General features: G+C 73.5%; 16 protein-coding genes. 7 read left to right on the top strand and 9 right to left on the bottom strand.

The window, feature by feature from the left end; translation table 11 throughout:
• Positions 1 to 57: 57 nt before the first annotated feature.
• A complete protein-coding gene (locus DEJ12_RS11340) occupies positions 58 to 762 on the top strand; it encodes an SDR family oxidoreductase (protein ID WP_111030077.1) in 705 nt (234 codons plus the stop codon).
• Between the two features lie 550 nt (positions 763 to 1,312).
• Here DEJ12_RS11340 and DEJ12_RS11335 read toward each other — a convergent pair.
• Positions 1,313 to 2,401, bottom strand: a complete 1,089-nt coding sequence (locus DEJ12_RS11335) for a glycosyltransferase family 9 protein (protein WP_111030076.1) — start codon at positions 2,399 to 2,401, stop codon at positions 1,313 to 1,315.
• A 134-nt stretch (positions 2,402 to 2,535) separates the two neighbouring features.
• Here DEJ12_RS11335 and DEJ12_RS11330 point away from each other — a divergent pair, with 134 nt between their 5' ends.
• The 6 genes from DEJ12_RS11330 (at position 2,536) to DEJ12_RS11305 (ending at position 9,137) form a co-directional block, all read left to right on the top strand.
• Entirely contained in the window at positions 2,536 to 4,062 is a 1,527-nt protein-coding gene (locus DEJ12_RS11330) for an aldehyde dehydrogenase (protein WP_111030075.1), read from the top strand.
• A complete protein-coding gene (rfaE2, locus tag DEJ12_RS11325; RefSeq protein WP_071403865.1) occupies positions 4,059 to 5,552 on the top strand; it encodes a D-glycero-beta-D-manno-heptose 1-phosphate adenylyltransferase in 1,494 nt (497 codons plus the stop codon). Before DEJ12_RS11330 ends, rfaE2 begins: the two co-directional genes overlap by 4 nt.
• Entirely contained in the window at positions 5,549 to 6,433 is an 885-nt protein-coding gene (locus tag DEJ12_RS11320; protein ID WP_111030074.1) for a glycosyltransferase family 2 protein, read from the top strand. Before rfaE2 ends, DEJ12_RS11320 begins: the two co-directional genes overlap by 4 nt.
• Before the next feature lie 93 nt (positions 6,434 to 6,526).
• A complete protein-coding gene (locus DEJ12_RS11315; protein WP_111030140.1) occupies positions 6,527 to 7,234 on the top strand; it encodes a DedA family protein in 708 nt (235 codons plus the stop codon).
• Positions 7,231 to 8,478 carry a sensor histidine kinase gene (locus DEJ12_RS11310; protein ID WP_111030073.1) on the top strand — a complete coding sequence of 416 codons (1,248 nt, stop codon included), beginning with the start codon at positions 7,231 to 7,233 and terminating at the stop codon, positions 8,476 to 8,478. The genes DEJ12_RS11315 and DEJ12_RS11310 overlap by 4 nt, the downstream gene beginning before the upstream one ends.
• Entirely contained in the window at positions 8,475 to 9,137 is a 663-nt protein-coding gene (locus DEJ12_RS11305) for a response regulator transcription factor (RefSeq protein WP_111030072.1), read from the top strand. The genes DEJ12_RS11310 and DEJ12_RS11305 overlap by 4 nt, the downstream gene beginning before the upstream one ends.
• 86 nt (positions 9,138 to 9,223) lie before the next feature.
• Here DEJ12_RS11305 and DEJ12_RS11300 read toward each other — a convergent pair whose 3' ends face one another.
• The 8 genes from DEJ12_RS11300 to DEJ12_RS11265 are packed head-to-tail and all read right to left on the bottom strand — an operon-like array spanning position 9,224 to position 18,356.
• The gene (locus DEJ12_RS11300; protein ID WP_071244661.1) at positions 9,224 to 9,727 is read right to left on the bottom strand and encodes a Dps family protein; all 504 of its coding nucleotides are present in this window, start codon (positions 9,725 to 9,727) and stop codon (positions 9,224 to 9,226) included.
• Positions 9,728 to 9,779: 52 nt separating this feature from the next.
• Positions 9,780 to 10,202 (bottom strand): SIP domain-containing protein, encoded by a 423-nt coding sequence (locus DEJ12_RS11295; RefSeq protein ID WP_111030071.1) that lies wholly within the window; start codon positions 10,200 to 10,202, stop codon positions 9,780 to 9,782.
• Between the two features lie 29 nt (positions 10,203 to 10,231).
• Complete coding sequence (locus DEJ12_RS11290) at positions 10,232 to 10,912, bottom strand: TetR/AcrR family transcriptional regulator (protein WP_111030070.1); 681 nt, start codon at positions 10,910 to 10,912, stop codon at positions 10,232 to 10,234.
• Positions 10,909 to 13,005: a CocE/NonD family hydrolase gene (locus DEJ12_RS11285; RefSeq protein ID WP_111030069.1), complete on the bottom strand. Its 2,097-nt coding sequence runs from the start codon at positions 13,003 to 13,005 to the stop codon at positions 10,909 to 10,911. Before DEJ12_RS11285 ends, DEJ12_RS11290 begins: the two co-directional genes overlap by 4 nt.
• Positions 13,002 to 14,849, bottom strand: coding sequence for an ABC transporter ATP-binding protein (locus tag DEJ12_RS11280; protein WP_111030068.1), 1,848 nt, complete (start codon positions 14,847 to 14,849; stop codon positions 13,002 to 13,004). Before DEJ12_RS11280 ends, DEJ12_RS11285 begins: the two co-directional genes overlap by 4 nt.
• Entirely contained in the window at positions 14,846 to 15,733 is an 888-nt protein-coding gene (locus DEJ12_RS11275; protein WP_071244656.1) for an ABC transporter permease, read from the bottom strand. The genes DEJ12_RS11280 and DEJ12_RS11275 overlap by 4 nt, the downstream gene beginning before the upstream one ends.
• Positions 15,730 to 16,758 (bottom strand): ABC transporter permease, encoded by a 1,029-nt coding sequence (locus DEJ12_RS11270; protein ID WP_111022881.1) that lies wholly within the window; start codon positions 16,756 to 16,758, stop codon positions 15,730 to 15,732. Before DEJ12_RS11270 ends, DEJ12_RS11275 begins: the two co-directional genes overlap by 4 nt.
• A complete protein-coding gene (locus tag DEJ12_RS11265) occupies positions 16,755 to 18,356 on the bottom strand; it encodes an ABC transporter substrate-binding protein (protein WP_111030067.1) in 1,602 nt (533 codons plus the stop codon). Before DEJ12_RS11265 ends, DEJ12_RS11270 begins: the two co-directional genes overlap by 4 nt.
• Positions 18,357 to 18,516 lie beyond the last annotated feature (160 nt).

The following is an 18,516-nucleotide window of genomic DNA, read 5'->3' as shown; positions in this document are numbered from 1 at the left end:
CGCCCGCCGTCACACACCTGTTCGACCACTTCCCGCTCCACTACGCAAAGGACATCCATGCCCGTCCCCACCACCCCCATCGGCCGCGTCCTCGTCACCGGCGGCGCCTCCGGACTCGGCGCCGCCGTCGTGGCTGCCGTCACCGAGGCCGGCGGCACCCCGATCGTCCTCGACCTGCGGATCGACGCCGTCCCCGAGGGCGTCGACGCCGTCGCCGTGGACGTCTCGGACACCGACGCCGTCGAGCAGGCGGTCCGTGACGCCGCCGAGCGGCACGGCGGCCTCGACGCCGTCGTCACCGCCGCGGGCATCGACACCCCCGCCCCGATCGACGCGATCTCGTCCGGCAAGTGGGAGCAGATCGTCGGCGTCAACCTGATCGGCACCGCCTCGACCGTGCGCGCCGCCCTGCCCGCCCTCGATGCCACGCACGGCCGCGTCGTCACGATCTCGTCATCGCTCGCCCTGCGCGGCGTCGGCGACGGCACCGCGTACTCGGCGTCGAAGTTCGGCGTCCGAGGCTTCTCGCAGGCGCTGGCCGCCGAGACCGCCGGTCGCATCGGCGTGACCAACATCATCCCCGCCGGGATGCGGACGAACTTCTTCGCCGACCGGACCGAGCAGTACAAGCCGGGCCCGGACGCGCAGCTCATCGAGCCGGAGTACGTCGCGAACTCGATCATCTTCGCGCTGTCGCAGCCGGCCGGCTGCGAGATCCGCGAGCTGTCGATCATGCCGGCGACGGAGCCGAGCTGGCCGTAGTCGCTCGCCGCTGACGGACGGGAGGCGCGGTGCCGGCTGGCACCGCGCCTCCCGTGTGTCCGCGTGCCGGGTCCCGTGCACGGAGCGCGGTGCGTCGCCTGGTGCAGCGTTGACGGCTGGGTGCGCGCTTGCAGCGCCGCACGCAGCGGTGAACCGTGCACGGGGTGACGGCGTGCGCACGGTGCGGCCGGGAGGCGCGTTGCGGGCTGGCAGCGGGCCTCCCGTCCGGCGTCGGGTCGCGTTCCGTGCACGGTGCGCGGTGCGTTGCCTGGTGCAGCGTTGACTGGTGGGTGCGCGCTTGCAGCGCCGCACGCAGCGGTGAACCGTGCACGGGGTGACGGCGTGCGCACGGTGCGGCCGGGAGGCGCGTTGCGGGCTGGCAGCGGGCCTCCCGTCCGGCGTCGGGTCGCGTTCCGTGCACGGTGCGCGGTGCGTTGCCTGGTGCAGCGTTGACGGCTGGGTGCGCGCTTGCAGCGCCGCACGCAGCGGGCAACCGCGCACGGGGCGACGACGCGCGCACGTGACCGAAGCTCGCACGGTGCGAGGCTCGTCAGGTCGTGCGGAGCAGGTCCTCGACGTCGGCGAGGACGGCCTCCGGCTCGACCTGGTCCACGTAGGACGGGTCGTGCTCGCACCGCTCGGCGGTCCAGCCGACCTGGGTGACGTCGGTGCCGCACACCGGGCACTGCGTCACGAAGGACAGGTGCACGCGGTGCCGACCGCGGTCGAACGGCCCGGCGTTGATCACGTTGCCGAACCAGAACACGCCGACGGTCGGGGTGCCCACGGCGACGGCGAGGTGCCGCGGGCCGGAGTCGTCGCCGACCATGACGTCGGCGGCGGCCAGGACGTCGGGCAGTTCACGCAGCGGCAGTGACCCGGTGCGGTCGTGCACGCGCTCCCGCAACTCGGGCGGCAGCGACGCGACGATGGCGGACGACGCCTGCACGTCCGAGTCGTCACCCACGAGCACCACGTCGTCACCGGCGGCGAGCCGGGCACGGGCGACCTCGGCGAAGCGCGAGGGGCTCCAGCGGCGACGCGGGTCGGTGGCGCCGGGGTGGATCGCGACGAGCCGTCCCCGCACGCCGAGGCGCTGTCGGACCCCGGCCCGCGTGGCCTCGGGGACGTGCAGTCGCGGGTCGAGGGTGACCGGTTCGGCACCGGCCAGCGAGGCCACCTCGAGCGCCCGGACGACCTCGTGCTGGTAGTAGACGTAGCGGACCCAGCGCTCCAGGACCTCGGCGTCCTCGGTGGCGGTGCCCACGGTGTGACGGGCGCCGAGCCGGAGCAGGAACGGGTTCGAGTTCCGCCCGCCGCCGTGCACCTGCACCGCGAGGTCGAAGCGCCCGTGCAGCCGCTCGAAGAAGTCCTGCTCGGTCGGTGCGCCCTCGCCGGAGTCCCGGACCCCGGGCACGACGGGAAGCTCCTCGTAGGCGTGCACGGCCTCGCTCCGGCCCTCGAGCACCGGCCGCGCGGACGGCGCCCCGAGCAGCGTGATCCGGGCTCCGGGGTACGCGGCGGCCAGGGACTCGACCGCCGGCAGGGCGAACATCAGGTCGCCCAGTCCCCCGCCGCGGAGCACCGCGATCTCGCTGACACCGTCGAACCGTTCTCCGCCCACGCCGATCTGTTGCACAGCTCCACGTCTACCGGTCGGACCCGTCCGAACGTCCAGCAGCGGCCCCGGATGGACGAGAAGCGCGATGCCGTGACCGCACACAGCGGAGCACGAGCACCGTGTGAGGCCCCGCCCGCCTCCGGAAGGACCCCATGACGATCGCACCCCCCGCCGCCGACGACCTCGTGGTGACCGACCCCGTGAACGGATCGATCGCGTCCACCGTGCGACGCTCGACCGAGGACGACGTCCGCAACGCCGTCGCTCGCTCCCGTGCCGCTGCCGGTGCCTGGGCCCGGACCGCGCCGGCCGAGCGCGGTGCCCTGCTGCACGCCGCGGCCGAGCACCTCCGTGCGCACGCGCAGGAGCTGGCGGACCTGAACACCCGCGAGACCGGCAAGGTGCCCGGCGACGCCCTCGGTGGGGTCGAGGCCGGCATCGGCACGCTCGTGCAGTACGCCGAGCTCGGGCCGGTGCACCGTGGTGAGGCCCTGCGCGGGCAGTTCGGTGCCGCCGACTGGTCGGTGCCGCACCCGCGCGGCGTGGTGCTCGCCCTGACGCCGTGGAACGACCCGGTCGCCGTGGCCTGCGGGATCCTCGGCGCAGCGATCGTCACGGGCAACACCGTCGTGCACAAGGGCAGCGAACGCTGCCCGGCGACCTTCGCCCGACTCAACGCGCTGCTCGCCGAGGTCCTGCCGGACGGCGTGCTCATCGGTGTCGACGGCGACGCGACCACCGGCGAGCTGCTCCTGGCGCAGGAGGGCATCGACGTCTACGCGCACGTCGGGTCGACCGCCACCGGTGACCGCCTGAGCGAGGTGGCCGCGACCACCCGCGCCCACGTCATCCGTGAGAACGGCGGCAACGACCCGGTCATCGTCGACGCCGACGTCGACCCGGAGTGGGCCGCCGCACAGGTCGCCCTCGGCGCGTTCGCGAACACCGGCCAGATCTGCACCAGCGTCGAGCGGGTGTACGTGCACCAGGACGTCGCCGAGCCCTTCGTCGCCGCGCTCGTCGCCGAGGCGGAGCGCCGCACGGCCGCACCCGCCGCGGAGTTCGGGCCACTCGTGGACGACCGGCTGCGCGAGCTCGTGCAGCACCACGTCGACGACGCGATCGCCCGCGGCGCCTCGGCCCGGACCGGTGGCGTGACGCCCGGCGGGCTCGGATCGTTCTACCCGGCGACCGTCCTGACCGACTGCACGGACGACATGCTCGTGCTGACCGAGGAGACCTTCGGCCCGATCGCCCCGGTGCGCGTCGTGTCGGACTTCGCGGAGGGCCTCCGGCTCGCCGCAGCGGACCGCTACGGCCTCGCAGCCACGGTGCTGACGAACGACACCGCGCACGCACTCCGTGCCGCGGCCGAACTGCCCGTCGGCACCGTCAAGGTGAACGCCGTGTTCGGTGGCGCTCCTGGTGGCAGCGCCCAGCCCCGCGGTGCCTCGGGCGCCGGGTTCGGGTACGGCCCGCACCTGCTCGACGAGATGACGACCACGACGGTGGTGCACCTCGAGGCAGCCCCGCCGCGCCGCACCGCCGAGCCGTCGACCGCAGCAGCCGGCGCCACCGCAGCCACCAGCAGCACCGGCGCCGCAGCAGGCACCGCCGGCCCCGCAGCCGCAGCAGGCGCCACCGCCGGCAGCGCCGACACCGTGGGAGGAACCCGATGACCGCCGACGTCCGCCTGGTCCGTGACCTCGTCGCCACGATCGACGACCGCGAACCCCTCGTCGTCGTCATCGGCGACTGCATCCTCGACCGCTGGACCGTCGGCGAGGCCGAGCGGGTCTCCCGCGAGGCCCCGGCCCCCGTCGTCCGCGTCACCGAGACCATCGCGGTGCCGGGCGGCGCGGCGAACACGGCCGTGAACGCCCGCGCCCTGGGCGCCCGGGTCCGCATGGTGGGGCTCATCGGTGACGACGAGGCCGGTGACGTCCTGCGCCAGCGGCTCGAGGCTGCCGGCGTCGACACGTCGTTCCTGGTCGAGATCCCCGGTGCCCGCACCACGACGAAGTCGCGCGTGGTCGGCGGTGACCGCGTGGTGGTCCGGGTCGACGAGCTGGCTGCGACCCCGACCGCCGAGCACGGCGAACGCCTCGCCCGTTCGGTGGCCCGTGCCATCAGATGCGCCGACGCCGCCGTGGTGTGCGACTACGGCCTGGGCGTCCGCGCCGAGGACGTCGTGCCGATGCTCGACCGTGACCGCCCCGGCGCCGTCGTGGTCGACGCGCACGACCTGACCCGCTGGGCCGCGCTGCACCCCGACCTCGTCACGCCGAACGCCGGTGAGACCGCCGCGCTGCTCGGCACGGAGCTCGGCACCGGCGCGGACCGCGTCGGCACCGTCGTCGCGGCCCGTGCCGACGTGCTCGCCCGCAGTGGGGCCCGGGCCGCGGTGGTCACGCTCGACCGCGACGGCACCGTGCTGCTCGAGCCCGGCTCCGACCAGGGGTTCCGCACGCGTGCGACGCCCGCCTCGGAGCAGCAGGCCTCCGGCGCCGGTGACACCTTCTGCGCCGCCGCGACCGTCGCCCTCGCCGTGCAGGCACCCCTGCGCGACGCCGTCGCGGTCGCCCAGGCCGCTGCCGACGTCGTCGTCCGCGAGGCCGGCACGTCCGTCTGCACCGCCGCCGCCCTGCTCGACTCGGTGACCGCCCCGGCGGCGACCGTCGTCGACCACGACGAGCTCGCCTCCGCGGTCGAGGCCGCTCGCCAGGCCGGCCGCCGCGTGGTCTTCACGAACGGCTGCTTCGACGTCGTGCACCGCGGGCACACCACGTACCTGCGGCAGGCCCGTGACCTGGGCGACCTGCTCGTCGTCGCCCTGAACGACGACGACTCGGTGCGCCGGCTGAAGGGCCCGGAGCGGCCGATCAACCCGGCCGAGGACCGCGCCGGAGTGCTCGCCGCACTGGCCTGCGTCGACCTGGTCACGGTGTTCGCGACGGACACCCCCATCCCGCTCATCGAACGGTTGCGCCCCGAGGTCTACGTCAAGGGCGGGGACTACTCCCCCGAGATGCTGACCGAGACCGAGGTCGTGCGCGGCTACGGCGGCGAGGTCGTCATGGTCGACTACGTGCCCGAGCACTCCACCAGCGCCGTCGTGCGCCGGATCCGCGAAGCCGCTGCGCGGCCCGAACCGGACCCGGCACCGTGACCGCCCGCTGGTCCGGGTCCTGGGCGAAGGCCCCCGATCCAGCGGACACGAGCACGGTCGACGTCGACGTGCTCATCCCGACCGTCGGCCGGCCGGCCGAGCTCGCCACGACGCTCGCCGGCCTCGCCGCCCAGACCGAGGTCGACCTGCGCGTCGTGCTGAGCGACCAGTCCGCGGACGGAGACGCCGCCAGCGCGCCGGCGGTCGCCGCGATGCTCCGCGTCCTGGAGGCGCAGGGCCGGCCCGTCACGCTCCTCACCCACCCGGAACGGCGTGGCCTGGCAGAGCACCGGCAGTTCCTGCTCGACCACGCCCAGGCACCTGCGGTGCTGTTCCTCGACGACGACGTCTGGCTCGAGCCGGGGTCGATCGCGCGGATGCTCGACGCGCTGCGCACCCTAGGCTGCGGGTTCGTCGGCAGCGCGGTGCAGGGCCTGTCGTACCTGCAGGACCGCCGTCCGCACGAGACGTCGGTGTTCGAACGGTGGGACGGCCCGGTCGTGCCCGAGGTGGTGCGCCGCGGGACCCCCGGCTTCGACCGTTGGTCGCTGCACAACGCCGCGAACCCGACGCACGTCGCCGCCGACCTCGACCTGCACCCCGGCGAGTGGGTGCCCTACCGCGTCGCGTGGGTCGGTGCCTGCGCGCTCTACGACCGCCGTGCGCTCGAGGAGGTCGGCGGCTTCCGGTTCTGGGACACCCTGCCGCCCGACCACGCCGGCGAGGACGTCGTCGCGCAGTGGCGGGTGATGGAACGGTTCGGCGGTGCGGGCATCATGCCCTCGGGTGCCGTGCACCTGGAGGCCCCGACCACCGTCGTCGACCGCCGTGTCGACGCACCCGACGTGGTCTTCGCGGACGGGAACGTCATACCGCGGTAGGGGGTGGTCGAGACCGCCGCGGGATGGCCGCGGCGCGTCGGCTCCGTAGCGTCGTCCTCGTCGGCGAGTTCCGTCGGCGGGAGGGAGCACCCCGTGTTCGACCAGATCACCCCGCTCGTCGTCGAGCTGGCCGCGAGTCCGCTCGTCTACGTCGTCCTCTTCGTCCTGTGCCTGGTGGACGGCTTCTTCCCGCCGGTGCCGAGCGAGTCCGCCCTGGTCGCGGTCGCCGCGATCGCCGCGACGTCCGGACAGCCCGTCCTCGCCGTGGTGCTCGTCGCCGCCGCCCTCGGAGCGATCGCCGGCGACTCGATCGCGTACTGGATCGGGCGCCGGATCGGGTTCGCTCGCCTGGCCCGGTCGAAGCGACCACGGATCGCGGCGGCCTTCGCGTTCGCCGAGCGGCAGATGCAGCGCCGCTCCGCCAGCCTCATCCTGACCGGGCGCTTCATCCCGGTCGGCCGGGTCGCGGTCAACATGACCGCCGGAGCGACCCGGCTGTCCTACCGCCGGTTCCTCGCGATCAGCGCGATCGCGGGGCTGGCGTGGTCAGCGGTGTCGATCGGGATCGCCCTGGCCGCGTCGAGCGTGCTGCACGAACCGATCGTCGCCGCCCTGGTGTCGATGGTGGTCGCCGCCGGGCTCGGGATCGCGGTCGACCGGGTGCTCGGTACCATCAGCCGCAGGCGCGAAGCCCGTGACGCCCGCGCCGCAGCCGCAGCCACCACAGCCGCACCCGCCACACCCACCGCCGTCGCCCCCGAACCCTGCCTCGCCCGAACCGGAGAGACCGCCCGCCCATGACCGTCGTCCCGAAGCCCCGACCCACCTGGGTCCGGCCTGCCGTGCAGATCGGCTTCGTCGTCGTCGCGGTGTCCCTGTTCGCCGTCGCCGCACCCGTGACCGCGGTGTTCTACGGCGTCCCCGTGCCGCTCGCGTTGCTCGTGACCGCCGTGCTGTCGGCGAGCATCGGCCTCGCACCGCTCGTCCCCCGCACGGCGTCGGTCGCGCACCTCGTCGCCCTCGCCGGCCTCGGGGTCCTGACGGCACCCGGCACCGTCGGGCCCTGGCCGGTCTCCGTCACGAGCATCATCGGCCTGAGCGTGCTGCTCGTCGTGCTGGGCGTCCGCACCACCTGGCGGCTCACCGCGGTGGTCTGGGTCGCGGCGACGCTGCTCACCCTGCTGCTCATCGGCGTGACCCCCGACCGGTGGGGGCAGGTCGACGTCTGGGCGACGAGCTTCGTGGTGAGCGCCGGCGACACCCTCGTCGTGGCGGCCGCTGCGGTCGTGATCGGGCAGCGCCGGACCGTGCGCGAGGAGCTCGCCGCCGCCCGCCGCGACACCGAGCTCGAGCAGGCACGACGCCGGACGGTCGAGGAGCGCTCCCGGATCGCCCGCGAGCTCCACGACGTCGTCGCCCACAGCATGTCCGTCGTGCACATGCAGGCCGAGTCCGCTCCGTACCGCGTCGCGGACCTGCCGCCGGACGCCCGCACCGAGTTCGCCGCGATCGCCGAGACCTCGCGCACGGCCCTGCGGGAGATGCGGCAGCTGCTCGGCACCCTGCGTGGCGACGCCGACGCCGAGCGTGCGCCGCAGCCGCGGCTCGCCGACCTGTCCGCACTGGTGCAGGCCACCCGCGCGGCCGGCATCCCCGTCGAGCTCCGACTCGACGAGGGGCTCGACCCGGACCGCGACGACGTCGACCGGCTCGCACAGCTCACCGTGTACCGGGTCGTGCAGGAGGCGCTCGGCAACGTGGCCCGGCACGCGCCCGGTGCGACCACCGTCGTGACGGTCGGGAGGCATGGCTCGGCTCTCACGGTCGAGGTCGCCAACACCGCGCCACCGGCCGGCAGCGTGCCAGGAGCGCCGCCGGACGACGGCGGCTTCGGTCTGGCGGGCATGCGCGAGCGGGTCGCCGCGCTCCGCGGCACCATCGACCACGGACCGGACCCGGACGGCGGCTTCCGCGTCGCCGTCAGTCTGCCCACCCGGCCCACCGCGACCACGTCGCAGCCGACGGCCGACGGGGCAAGCCGATGACGCGGGTGATGGTGGTCGACGACCAGCAGATGTTCCGTGTCGGACTGCGGGCGATCCTCCAGGCCCAGGACGACGTCGAGGTCGTCGGCGAGGCCGCGAACGGTGCCGAGGCGGTCGTCATGGCGATCCGGCTCCGGCCGGACGTGATCCTGATGGACGTCCGGATGCCGGAGCTCGACGGGATCGAGGCGACCCGGCGGATCACCGCGGCGCCCGCGGAGTCGCCCGTCCGCGTGGTGATGCTCACGACGTTCGACATCGACGACTACGTGTTCGACGCGCTCCGTGCCGGGGCGAGCGGGTTCCTGCTCAAGGACGCGAGCGCCGAGGAGCTCGTACAGGCCGTGCGGACCGTCGCGGCCGGCGACTCCCTGCTCGCCCCGAGGGTGACCCGGCACCTCGTCGAGGCCTTCGTCGCCGGTCCACAGCCGGCGGCCCCGCGGACCGAGGTGCTCGACGTGCTGACCGACCGGGAGCGGGACGTGTTCCTGCTGATGGCGCGGGGGCGGTCGAACGGCGAGATCGCGGCGGAGTTGTTCATCGCCGAGCAGACCGTCAAGACCCACGTCGGCCGGGTCCTGGCGAAGCTGCAGCTGCGGGACCGGGTGCACGCCGTGGTGCTGGCCTACGAGAGCGGGCTGGTCACGCCGTCCGCGTGAGGTGCGGGCCCGGAGCGCGACCCGAGACGGACGGGAGGCCCGGTGCCAGCTGGCACCGGGCCTCCCGTCAGAGGTGTGGTCGCGACTCAGGCGGCGAGGTGCGCCTGCAGGAACCAGCGGTCCTTGGTCAGCGCGCGCTCGATCTCGATCGCGACGTCCTGGCTGTTGAGGTCGACCTCGTCGAGGCCGTCGACCGCACGGCGGACCTGCAGCAGGGCGGCGTCGATCTGGGCGATCACCTCGGTGATGGTGACGTCGGAATTCTGGAAGCCCTGCGACAGCGGCGGCAGGGTGGTGTTCGCGGCGACGGTCGCGATGCGCGAGTCGACCGGCAGGCCGAGGGCGACGATGCGCTCCGCAGCCTTGTCCGCGTAGTCCTGCGCGTGCTCGACGATCTCGTCGAGGAGCTCGTGCACGCCGACGAAGTTGCGGCCACGGACGTGCCAGTGCGCCTGCTTGCCGTTGACGACGAGCGCCTCGAGGTCGATGACGACGGGGGCGAGGAACTGGGCGACCCCGGCTGCGAGCTCCGGCGTGGTCGAGAACGGGGACGTGGTGCTCGGGGTGGTGGTGCTGCTCTGCGTGGTCATGGCACAACCATGCCCCCGTCTTTTGCACATTGCAAGGAAGAGCAGGCTGCCCTTACCCGCCGTACTCGACCTGGACCTGCTGGCCGGCGTCGGTGAGCTCGAACTGCACCATGGACCGAGCGCGCTCGATCCACGGGCTGTCCGCGCACCCGATCCACACCGAGGTGCGGGGCTCGCAGCCCGTCACGCACCACTCGGCGGCCCACCCGGTCAGGGCGTGTGCCAGCGCTTCGCCGTGGTCGGCGAAGACCAGCGGAGCGACGGCCGAGCTGCGGGCGCTCCGGACCAGCCAGGTCACGGTGACGCGCGGCGGGGCCGGCAGGATGCGGATCTGCTCGTCGAGGGCGACCTCGACGAACACCTGCCCGTACGCGTTCTCGGGGAGTTCCTCGAGCTGGCGGTGGATCTCGACGAGGTCCTCGGCACCGCCCGCGATGAGGATGCGTTCGCTGGGCTGTCGCCGGGTCCGTGCCATGTGGCAACGGTAAGGGAAGCCTTACCTCATCACAAGGGGGAACGACCGGTTCCGGCGATGTCCACAGCGGGCACACCGAGTTCGTGCGACAGGAACCGCCACATCCAGGACAGGGCGACCGTGTTCGTCAGGCCGGGCACACCCTGGGCGATCTGCGTCGCGACGCCGTCGCTGTACGCGGCGAGCTGCAGCGCGACGGTGTCGGCGTCGACGGGGTCGCCGCCGTCGCTGGAGGTGCCCTGGCGCGTGCCACCGAACACCCCGGCGTCCACCCCGCGCCGGATGACCCGCACGAGGCAGGCCTCCCAGACGCGGATGCGTTCGGCGTACTCGGCGGCGACCTCGGGCCGCCGGACCACCGCGGTCCAGTAGTCGGACCAGATCCGCCAGTGCTGCCGGACCTGCTCGGTGTCGCCGAACAGCGGCGCGACGAGCATCCGCAACCCCACGAGCACGTCGGGTTCGGCGTCGACGGCCGCGACGATGGCGCCGTAGAAGCGCTCCGTCTCGAGCACCACGACCTCGTTGAGGATCTCCGCGACACTGCCGAAGTGGTACGTCACGGTGCCGACGGAGACGCCGGCCTCGGCCGCGATGTCGCGCAGTCCGGTGGCACCGACACCGTTCCGGACGATCACCGCGCGGGCGGCCTCGACGATCATCGCGCGTCGGACCTCCGGCCGCTGCCGGACGCGTGCCGCCGCGGTCACGCCGAGGTCCGTGGGACGTCGTCGACGAAGGTCCGCTCGGTGACGAGCACCTCGGGTTCGTCGGGTCCGCCGTCGCGGGCCCAGGCGCGCACGGTGTTGACGACGTGGAAGGTGTCGGCGTCGGCGGTGACCTCGGACGTCGTCTCGAGGCGCGCGGCCCACTCCGGCTTCGTCAGCCCGATCGCCCAGCGGGAACTCGCCCGTGCGCTGGTCGGGTCGTCGGAGCGGATCCGGTACGTCTCGCGGGCGTCCTCGGTGAACACGAGGCCGTCCGGGTAGACGCGTCCGCCGCCGTACCCGGGATCGACGTCGAGCGTCCACTCCCCCGTCTCGACGTCGTGCGTCACCGTGCGCTGCGGCAGCGGGTCGGCCGGCGCGACGCGCTCGATCACGAGGGGCTCGGACCGTTCGGGCTCGGCGAAGGCCACCCCGTCGTCGGTCTCCCGGGTCCAGGTGGGCAGGGTGACGCTCGAGGTGGTCGGGTCGATCGTCACGGTGGCCTCGACGCCGTGCGGCCACACCCACGGCCAGTACGACGAGGAGACCGCGATGCGCAGCCGGTGTCCGGCGGCGAACCGGTGTCCGGTCGAGACCAGGCGCACGGGCAGGTCGGCGGGTGTCCCGGGCACGAGCACGTCGTCGCGGTCCATGCCGTCGCGCTTCGCGGCGTTCAGTACCCCGCGCGTGACGAGCGTCGACGAGCCGTCCGGTGCGACGTCGCAGAGCCGCACGGTCAGGGTGGCCCGGGGCTGGTCGCTCGTGACGGACAGCCGCACGAGCACGTTGCCGAGCAGGTCGAACGCCTTGCCGACGGGCAAGTCGAAGGTGACCGACCGGCCGTCCTCGGCGCGCTGGTCCGTCGGCAGGTCGGTGGCGTTGCCGAACGGGAAGAACCGACCGGCGTCCACCCCGGTGTGCTGCGGCGACCGCACGACGACCGGCCCGAGGTCACCGCCGCGCAGGGCGGCGAGGGGCAGGACACGCTCGTGGGTCGCGGCGGAGGGCCACGCCTCGGCACCGATCCAGCGACCGCGGCGTCCGGCGTAGTACGGCGCGGGGGCTTCGCCCTCGTTGATCCAGGCCCGCAGTGCGGGGTCGTCCTCGACGCCGGTGTCGACCCCGCGCAGCCAGCGGTCCCACCACCGCAGGGTCTCCTGCAGGAACCCGATCGACGGCCCCGGTGCGAGCCCACGGTCCGGGTACTGGTGCGACCACGGGCCGACGATGCCCTTCACGGGGGCGCTGACGTGGTCGACGAGCCGGAGCACGGCGTCCCGGTACGGGTCCGCCCACCCACCGACGGCGAGCACCGCGGCGCGGATGCCGTCGTAGTCCTCGGCCGCGCTGCCGTGCCGCCAGTAGTCGTCGCGCTCCTGGTGCGCGAGCCACACCGGCGTCATCGGGCGGTTCGCCTCGAGGCGTTCCCGCCACCGGTCGATCCACCCGGCACCGACGACCTCGGGCCGTGGCGGCCGCGAGTTGAAGGCGAACATCGTCGCGCCCCAGGCCGCCATGTCGATGCCGAGCACGGCGCCGCCGACGTAGTGCACGTCGTTGTCGTACCGGTCGTCCGTCGAGCAGACCGTCACGATGGCCTTGAGGGCGGCGGGTGCCCGGGCTGCGAGCTGCAGCGCGTTGAAGCCGCCCCACGAGATGCCGAACATGCCGACGGCACCGGTCGACCACGGCTGCTCGGCGAGCCATGCGATCACGGCCTCGCCGTCGAGCAGCTCCTGCTCGCTGTACTCGTCGTCGAAGAACCCGTCGGACGACCCGGTGCCGCGGATGTCGACCCGCACCGAGGCGTACCCGTGCTGTGCGTACCAGGGGTGCCGCTCCCAGTCGCGCGGTGCGGTCCAGTCGTCGAGCCGGTACGGCAGGTACTCGAGCAGCACCGGCGTCGGGTCGCTGGGCGCACCCGACTGCGTCGGCGACTGCGACGGCGCCCAGATCCGGGCGTGCAGCCGGACACCGTCGGGCATCGGGATCCACTCGTCGCGGACCGTCACGCCCGCGGGCAGCGAGCCAGGGTCGCCGATGGCGGTGAAGGTGGTGGCGGCGGTGCCGTGGGCGGTGCCGTCGTCGGTGGTCATGCGTCCTCCCAGTTGCGGGTGCGGTGTCCGTCGCCGTGGTCGGTCCAGCCGTCGGCGTGCCGCCAGCGCGGCACCCCGTCACCGACGTCGGGCAGGGTCGTGCTGCCGGGTTCGAGCGTCGCCGCGAGCAACGTCGACGTGTACGGGTGGTTCGGGCCGGTGAGCACCCGCTCGGTCGGCCCGATCTCGACGATCCGGCCGCCGGTCATCACCGCGACCCGGTCCGCCACGCCCCGCACCACGGCGAGGTCGTGGCTGATGAACAGGCAGGCGAGGCCCCGCTCGCGCTGCAGGTCGGCCAGCAGCGCGAGGATCCCCGCCTGCACCTGCACGTCGAGCGCGGTGGTGATCTCGTCGGCGATCACGAGCGACGGCTCGGCCGCGAGTGCGCGCGCGATCCCGACGCGCTGCCGCTGCCCACCGGACAGCTGCGCGGGCAGCCGGTCGGCGAACTCCGGCCCGAGCCCGACCTGGCTGAGCAGTGCCCCGACGCGATCGCGCGAGGACGAGCCGCTGAACAACCGGAGCGGCCGCGCGACGGCTGCACCCACGGTGCGCCGCGGGTTGAGCGACGTGTCCGCGTTCTGGAACACGAGCTGCACCGCGCGCCGCAGGGCGGGCGCGCGGCCGGCGATCGGCTCGCGCAGGTCGCCGCTCGTCGCGCCGTCGTCGTACGTGAACGTCCCCGACTCGGCCGGCACCAGGCCGGCCAGCGCCGTCGCGAGCGTCGACTTGCCGCTGCCGGACTCGCCGACGACGGCGAGCGTCTCGTGCGCGGCGATCGTGAACGAGACGCCGTCGACGGCGGCCGGCAGGCCGCGGCCGTAGCGGATCACCAGGTCGTCCGCGGTCACCACGGGGCGGGCTGCGCGCTCGGGAGGCACGGTGCCGGTAGCCGTGGAGCCGACCGTCCCGGGGGCGGTCGCGTCCAGGGCGTCGCGATCCGCTCCTCTCCCCATCGGCACGGCCGACTCGCCGCTGGCGCGTCGATCCGGAACCGGCGACGTGGGCCCAGGCCGTCGCCCGTCCGGCACCGCGGCCAGCAGGGCGCGCGTGTACTCGTGCTGCGGCGCGGCGAAGAGCGCCGCGGTGGCGGCGTGCTCGACGACCTCGCCGTCGCGCATCACGGCGATCTCGTCCGCCATGGCGGACACCACCCCGAGGTCGTGGCTGACGAGCAGGACGGCCATGCCGAGCTGCCGACCGAGGTCGGCGACCAGGTCGAGGACCGCGGCCTGCGTGACGACGTCGAGGGCGGTGGTCGGCTCGTCGAGGACGAGCACGCGCGGCCGGGCGGCGACGGCCATCGCGATGGCGATGCGCTGCTGCTGCCCGCCGGACAACTGGTGCGGGTACCGGCGGACGATCCCGTCGGGGTCCGGCAGCCGGACCAGCCGGACCAGCTCGGCGACGCGTTCGGGGCCGTCGGGCTCGCCGTGGGCGCGGAGGGCCTCGCGGATCTGTTCGCCGACGCGCATCGACGGGGTGAGCGCCTGTCCGGCGTTCTGGGCGACGACCGAGGCGGTGCCGCCGCGGAGCGCCCGGCGGCCGGCCGGCGACAGGGCGAACACGTCGGCACCGTCGACGCGGACCGTCCCGCCGTCGATCGCCGACCCGGCGCGCAGGTGTGCGAGGAGCGTCCGCGCGACGGTCGACTTGCCGCTGCCGGACTCGCCGACCAGGCCGAGGGTGCGACCGGCCTCGATCGCGAACGAGACACTCCGGACGACGGGGACCCGTCGCTTGCCGGCGGCGTACGAGATGGACAGGTCGTCGACGCGGACGATCGCGTCGGGCACGGTCGTCGTCGCGGCGGACGTCGTGCCGGTGTCGGTGCGGGTCATGCGCTGACTCCCTGCTTGGCGCGGTCGACGCCGAGCGACTTGCTCAGGCCGTCGGCCGCGAGGTTCAGTCCGATCACCAGCGTGGCGAGCGCCACGATCGGGGCGAGGGTGCCGAGCGGCACCACGGTGAGCGCGGTGCGGTTCTCCTGCACCATCAGGCCCCAGTCCGGGGTCGGCGGGTTCGCGCCGAAGCCCAGGAAGGACAGCGACGCGACGAGCAGCACGATCCACGACGCCCGCATCGCGTACTCGACGAGCACGACGTCGAGCACGTTCGGCAGGATCTCGCGGAACACGATCGACAGCGGCCGCTCGCCCCGGGCACGGGCCGCGGTGACGTAGTCCTGGGTGATCACGGTGCGGGCGGCGCCGCGGACGACCCGGGTCACCGCGGGGGCGTAGACGACCGTGACGGCGAGGACGATGACCCAGAGGCCGGCGTCGAAGACCGTCACGACGACCAGGAGCGCGAGGATCGACGGCACGCTGAGCAGGGCGTCGACGACGCGCATGACGACCTCGTCGAACCAGTTGTCGGCGTAGGCCGTGACGCAGCCGAGCACGGTGCCGACCGCGACGGCGATCGTGGTGGCCAGGAAGGTCACGGACAGCGCGTACCGGCCGCCGTTCAGGGTGCGGGACAGCACGTCGCGGCCGTACTGGTCGGTGCCGAGCCAGTGCGTCCACGTCGGACCGGCGAGCACGTCGCCGGCGTTCGTCGCGACCGGGTCGTGCCCGGCGATGACCGGCGCGAGCAGGGCGAGGACGACGTGCAGGGCGATGAGGCCGAGGCCGATGCTCAGCGCCGTCGACCCGCGCAAGGGTGCGAGCGCGCCGGCGAGCACGTCGCGTCCGACGCGGCGGCGGGGTGCGGTGGCGGTCATGCGGCGGCCTTCCTGGTGCTGCGGGCGCTGCGGGTGCGCGTGCGCGGTCGTCGCTGGCGGGTCCGCAGCTTCGGGTCGAGTGCGAGCGCGACGAGGTCGGCGGCCAGGTTGCACACGACGTAGATCAGGGCGCTCAGCAGGGCGATCGCCTCGATGGTGGGCAGGTCGCGGTTGAACACCGACTCGAGCATGAGCTTGCCCATCCCCGGGTAGTTGAAGACGTTCTCGACCACCACGACACCGCCGAGCAGCCACGCGACGTTGAGCGCGACGACGTTGAGCGTCGGGAGCAGGGCGCTCGGCACCGCGTGCTTCCACACCACCCGGCGCATCGTGAGGCCCTTGAGCTCGGCCGTCGTGACGAACTCCGACGCCATCACGTCGATGGTCGACGAGCGGGCCGTCCGCACGATGTAGGCGGCCATCGCGAGGGTCAGCACGATGATCGGCAGCCAGATGGTGGGCAGCAGCTCGGCGACGGTGGCGTCGCTCCCCCGCAGCACGACGGCGGGGAACACCGGCAGGCCGATCGCGAACAGCAGCACCAGGACGGTGGCGACCATGAACTCCGGCACGCTCATCACGACCAGGCTGACGATCGAGATCACCTTGTCGCTCGGACGGCCGCGGCGGACACCGGCGACGACACCGAGCGTCAGGGACACCGTGACGCCGACGAGCATCGCGGGCACGGCGATGAGCATGCTGTTCCGGAAGGCCGTGAACAGCGTCGGGGCGACCGGTTCGCCGCTGACGAGCGAGGTGCCGAAGTCGCCGTGCACGGCGCCGCCGAGCCACTGCAGGTAGCGGAGCCAGACGTTCTGGTCGAGGCCGAGGGTCTCGCGCAGTTGCTTGACGGCGTCGGGGGTGGCGTTCTGCCCGAGCAGTTGCTGGGCGACGTCACCGGGGAGCGCCTGCACCGCGAGGAACACGAAGAGCGAGGCGAGCACCACCGTCAGCACGGCGATGCCGACGCGGCGGAGGACGGGGACGAGGACGTCCGACGGCGTGTTCGTGGTCGTCATCGGCGCAGTCCGATCCGCAGGTAGTCGAACTCGAAGCCGTACTCCGAGTAGTTCACGACGTCGCGGGACAACCCCACGAGCCGGTCGCCGAACATCGGCGTCATGTCGGCACCGTCCTCGACGACGAGCCGCTGGGCGTCCTGGTACAGGGTGAGCCGCTTGGCGTCGTCCATCTCGGCGCGGGCGTCGTCGAGCAGCCCGTCGAAGGTCTCGTTCGACCAGGCGCTCTCGTTGTACGACGACCCCGAGCGGAAGATCTGGTTGAGCAGCTGGTCGATCGGCCGCCCCGTGAACCAGTAGCTCACCATGAGCGGCTTCTGCATCCAGATCTGCGTGTAGTACGAGTCCGAACTCGCGTTGCGGACGGTCAGGCGGATGCCCGCGTCGGCGACGGCGTCGCGGTAGGCGACGGCCATCGGGGTGAACACCGACTCGTAGCTCGACGTGTAGATCGCGGCGCGGAAGTCCTCGCGCCCGGCCTGCTTGAGCAGCGCCCGTGCCTTGTCCGGGTCGTACTCGCGGTGGTCGTCGACGAACGCGGCGAGCTGCGGCGGCACGGGGTTGTCCCAACCTGCGGAACCGGTGCCCTGCAGGGCGGTGTCGACGATCTTCCGAGGGTCGTAGGCGAGCTTCATCGCCTGGCGGACCCGCGGGTCGCTGAACTCGTCGCTCGTGGCGAGCATCGGGATCGTGTACCACTGGGCGTTCTTCGACCGGGCGACGGTGGCGCGGTCGGACGCCGACACCACCCGGGCGGTGGCGAAGTCCAGGTTGGTCTGCGAGATGAGGTCGATCTGCCCGGCGAGCAGGGCGTTCACCCGCGCGGTGGTGTCCTGGATCGAGTAGAAGTCGATGCCGTCGAGCGCCGGGCGGCCGGCGAAGTGGTCCGGGAACGCCTCGACGCTGCCGGCACCGGCGGGGGTGAACGACGACAGCCGGAACGGCCCCGTCCCGATCCCGGTGCGGCCGATGTCGGCGATGGCGTCTGCCGGCACGATGTAGCACTGGTACGCGGTGAGCAGCGAGGGGAACTCCGCGTTCGGCTTCGTCAGCGAGAAGCGCAGCGTGTACGGGTCGACGGCGCGCATCGAGTCGGCGTCCATGACCTCGCCGAGCACGCCGGCCTGCGGGCTGCCGGTCTTCTCGTCGAGGATGTGCCGGATGCTCGCGATGGCGTCGTCGGCGGTGAACCGGGACCCGTCGTGGAAGGTCACGCCCCGGCGGAGCGCGAAGGTCCACTCGGTGCCGTCGGCGTTCGCGGACCACTCCTCGGCCAGGTCCGGCACCGGGGTGCCCTGCTGGTCGAGCTTGACGAGCCGGTTGTACAGCGCGCCGAGGTACTCGTAGGCCGACAGCGAGCTCGCGGAGTCGAGGGTCTCGGCGGCGGACGCGGCGGGCCGTGCGATGCGCAGGCGTCCGCCGCGACGAGCGACGCCCGTAGCCGCGGCCTCGGGGATCGTGGGGGTGCCGGCGGTCGCACCGGAGCTGCATCCGGCGAGCGTGAGCAGGCCGAGGCCGGCCAGACCGGCGGCGCCGGTGATGAGCGCCCGACGGCTCGGACCGTGGGCATTGCGGGGTTCGGGGACGATGGGCTGCATTCGGGGTGACCCCTCCTGTAATCGTTCCGGTGAACGATAGAGGTCCCGGGCCGATCCCCCAAGCCCGCTCCTGACGCGCGGATCACCACCGCGTCCGACCCGATCGGCGAGCCTGCGCGGATCCGCCGCCGCGCACGACCGTTCCGTCCACGGGTGGAAC

It is taken from the genome of Curtobacterium sp. MCLR17_059 (genome assembly GCF_003234665.1).
Lineage (GTDB): Bacteria > Actinomycetota > Actinomycetes > Actinomycetales > Microbacteriaceae > Curtobacterium > Curtobacterium flaccumfaciens.
Note: the sequence above shows the minus strand (reverse complement) of the source record. Positions and strands in the feature narration are given on the sequence as shown.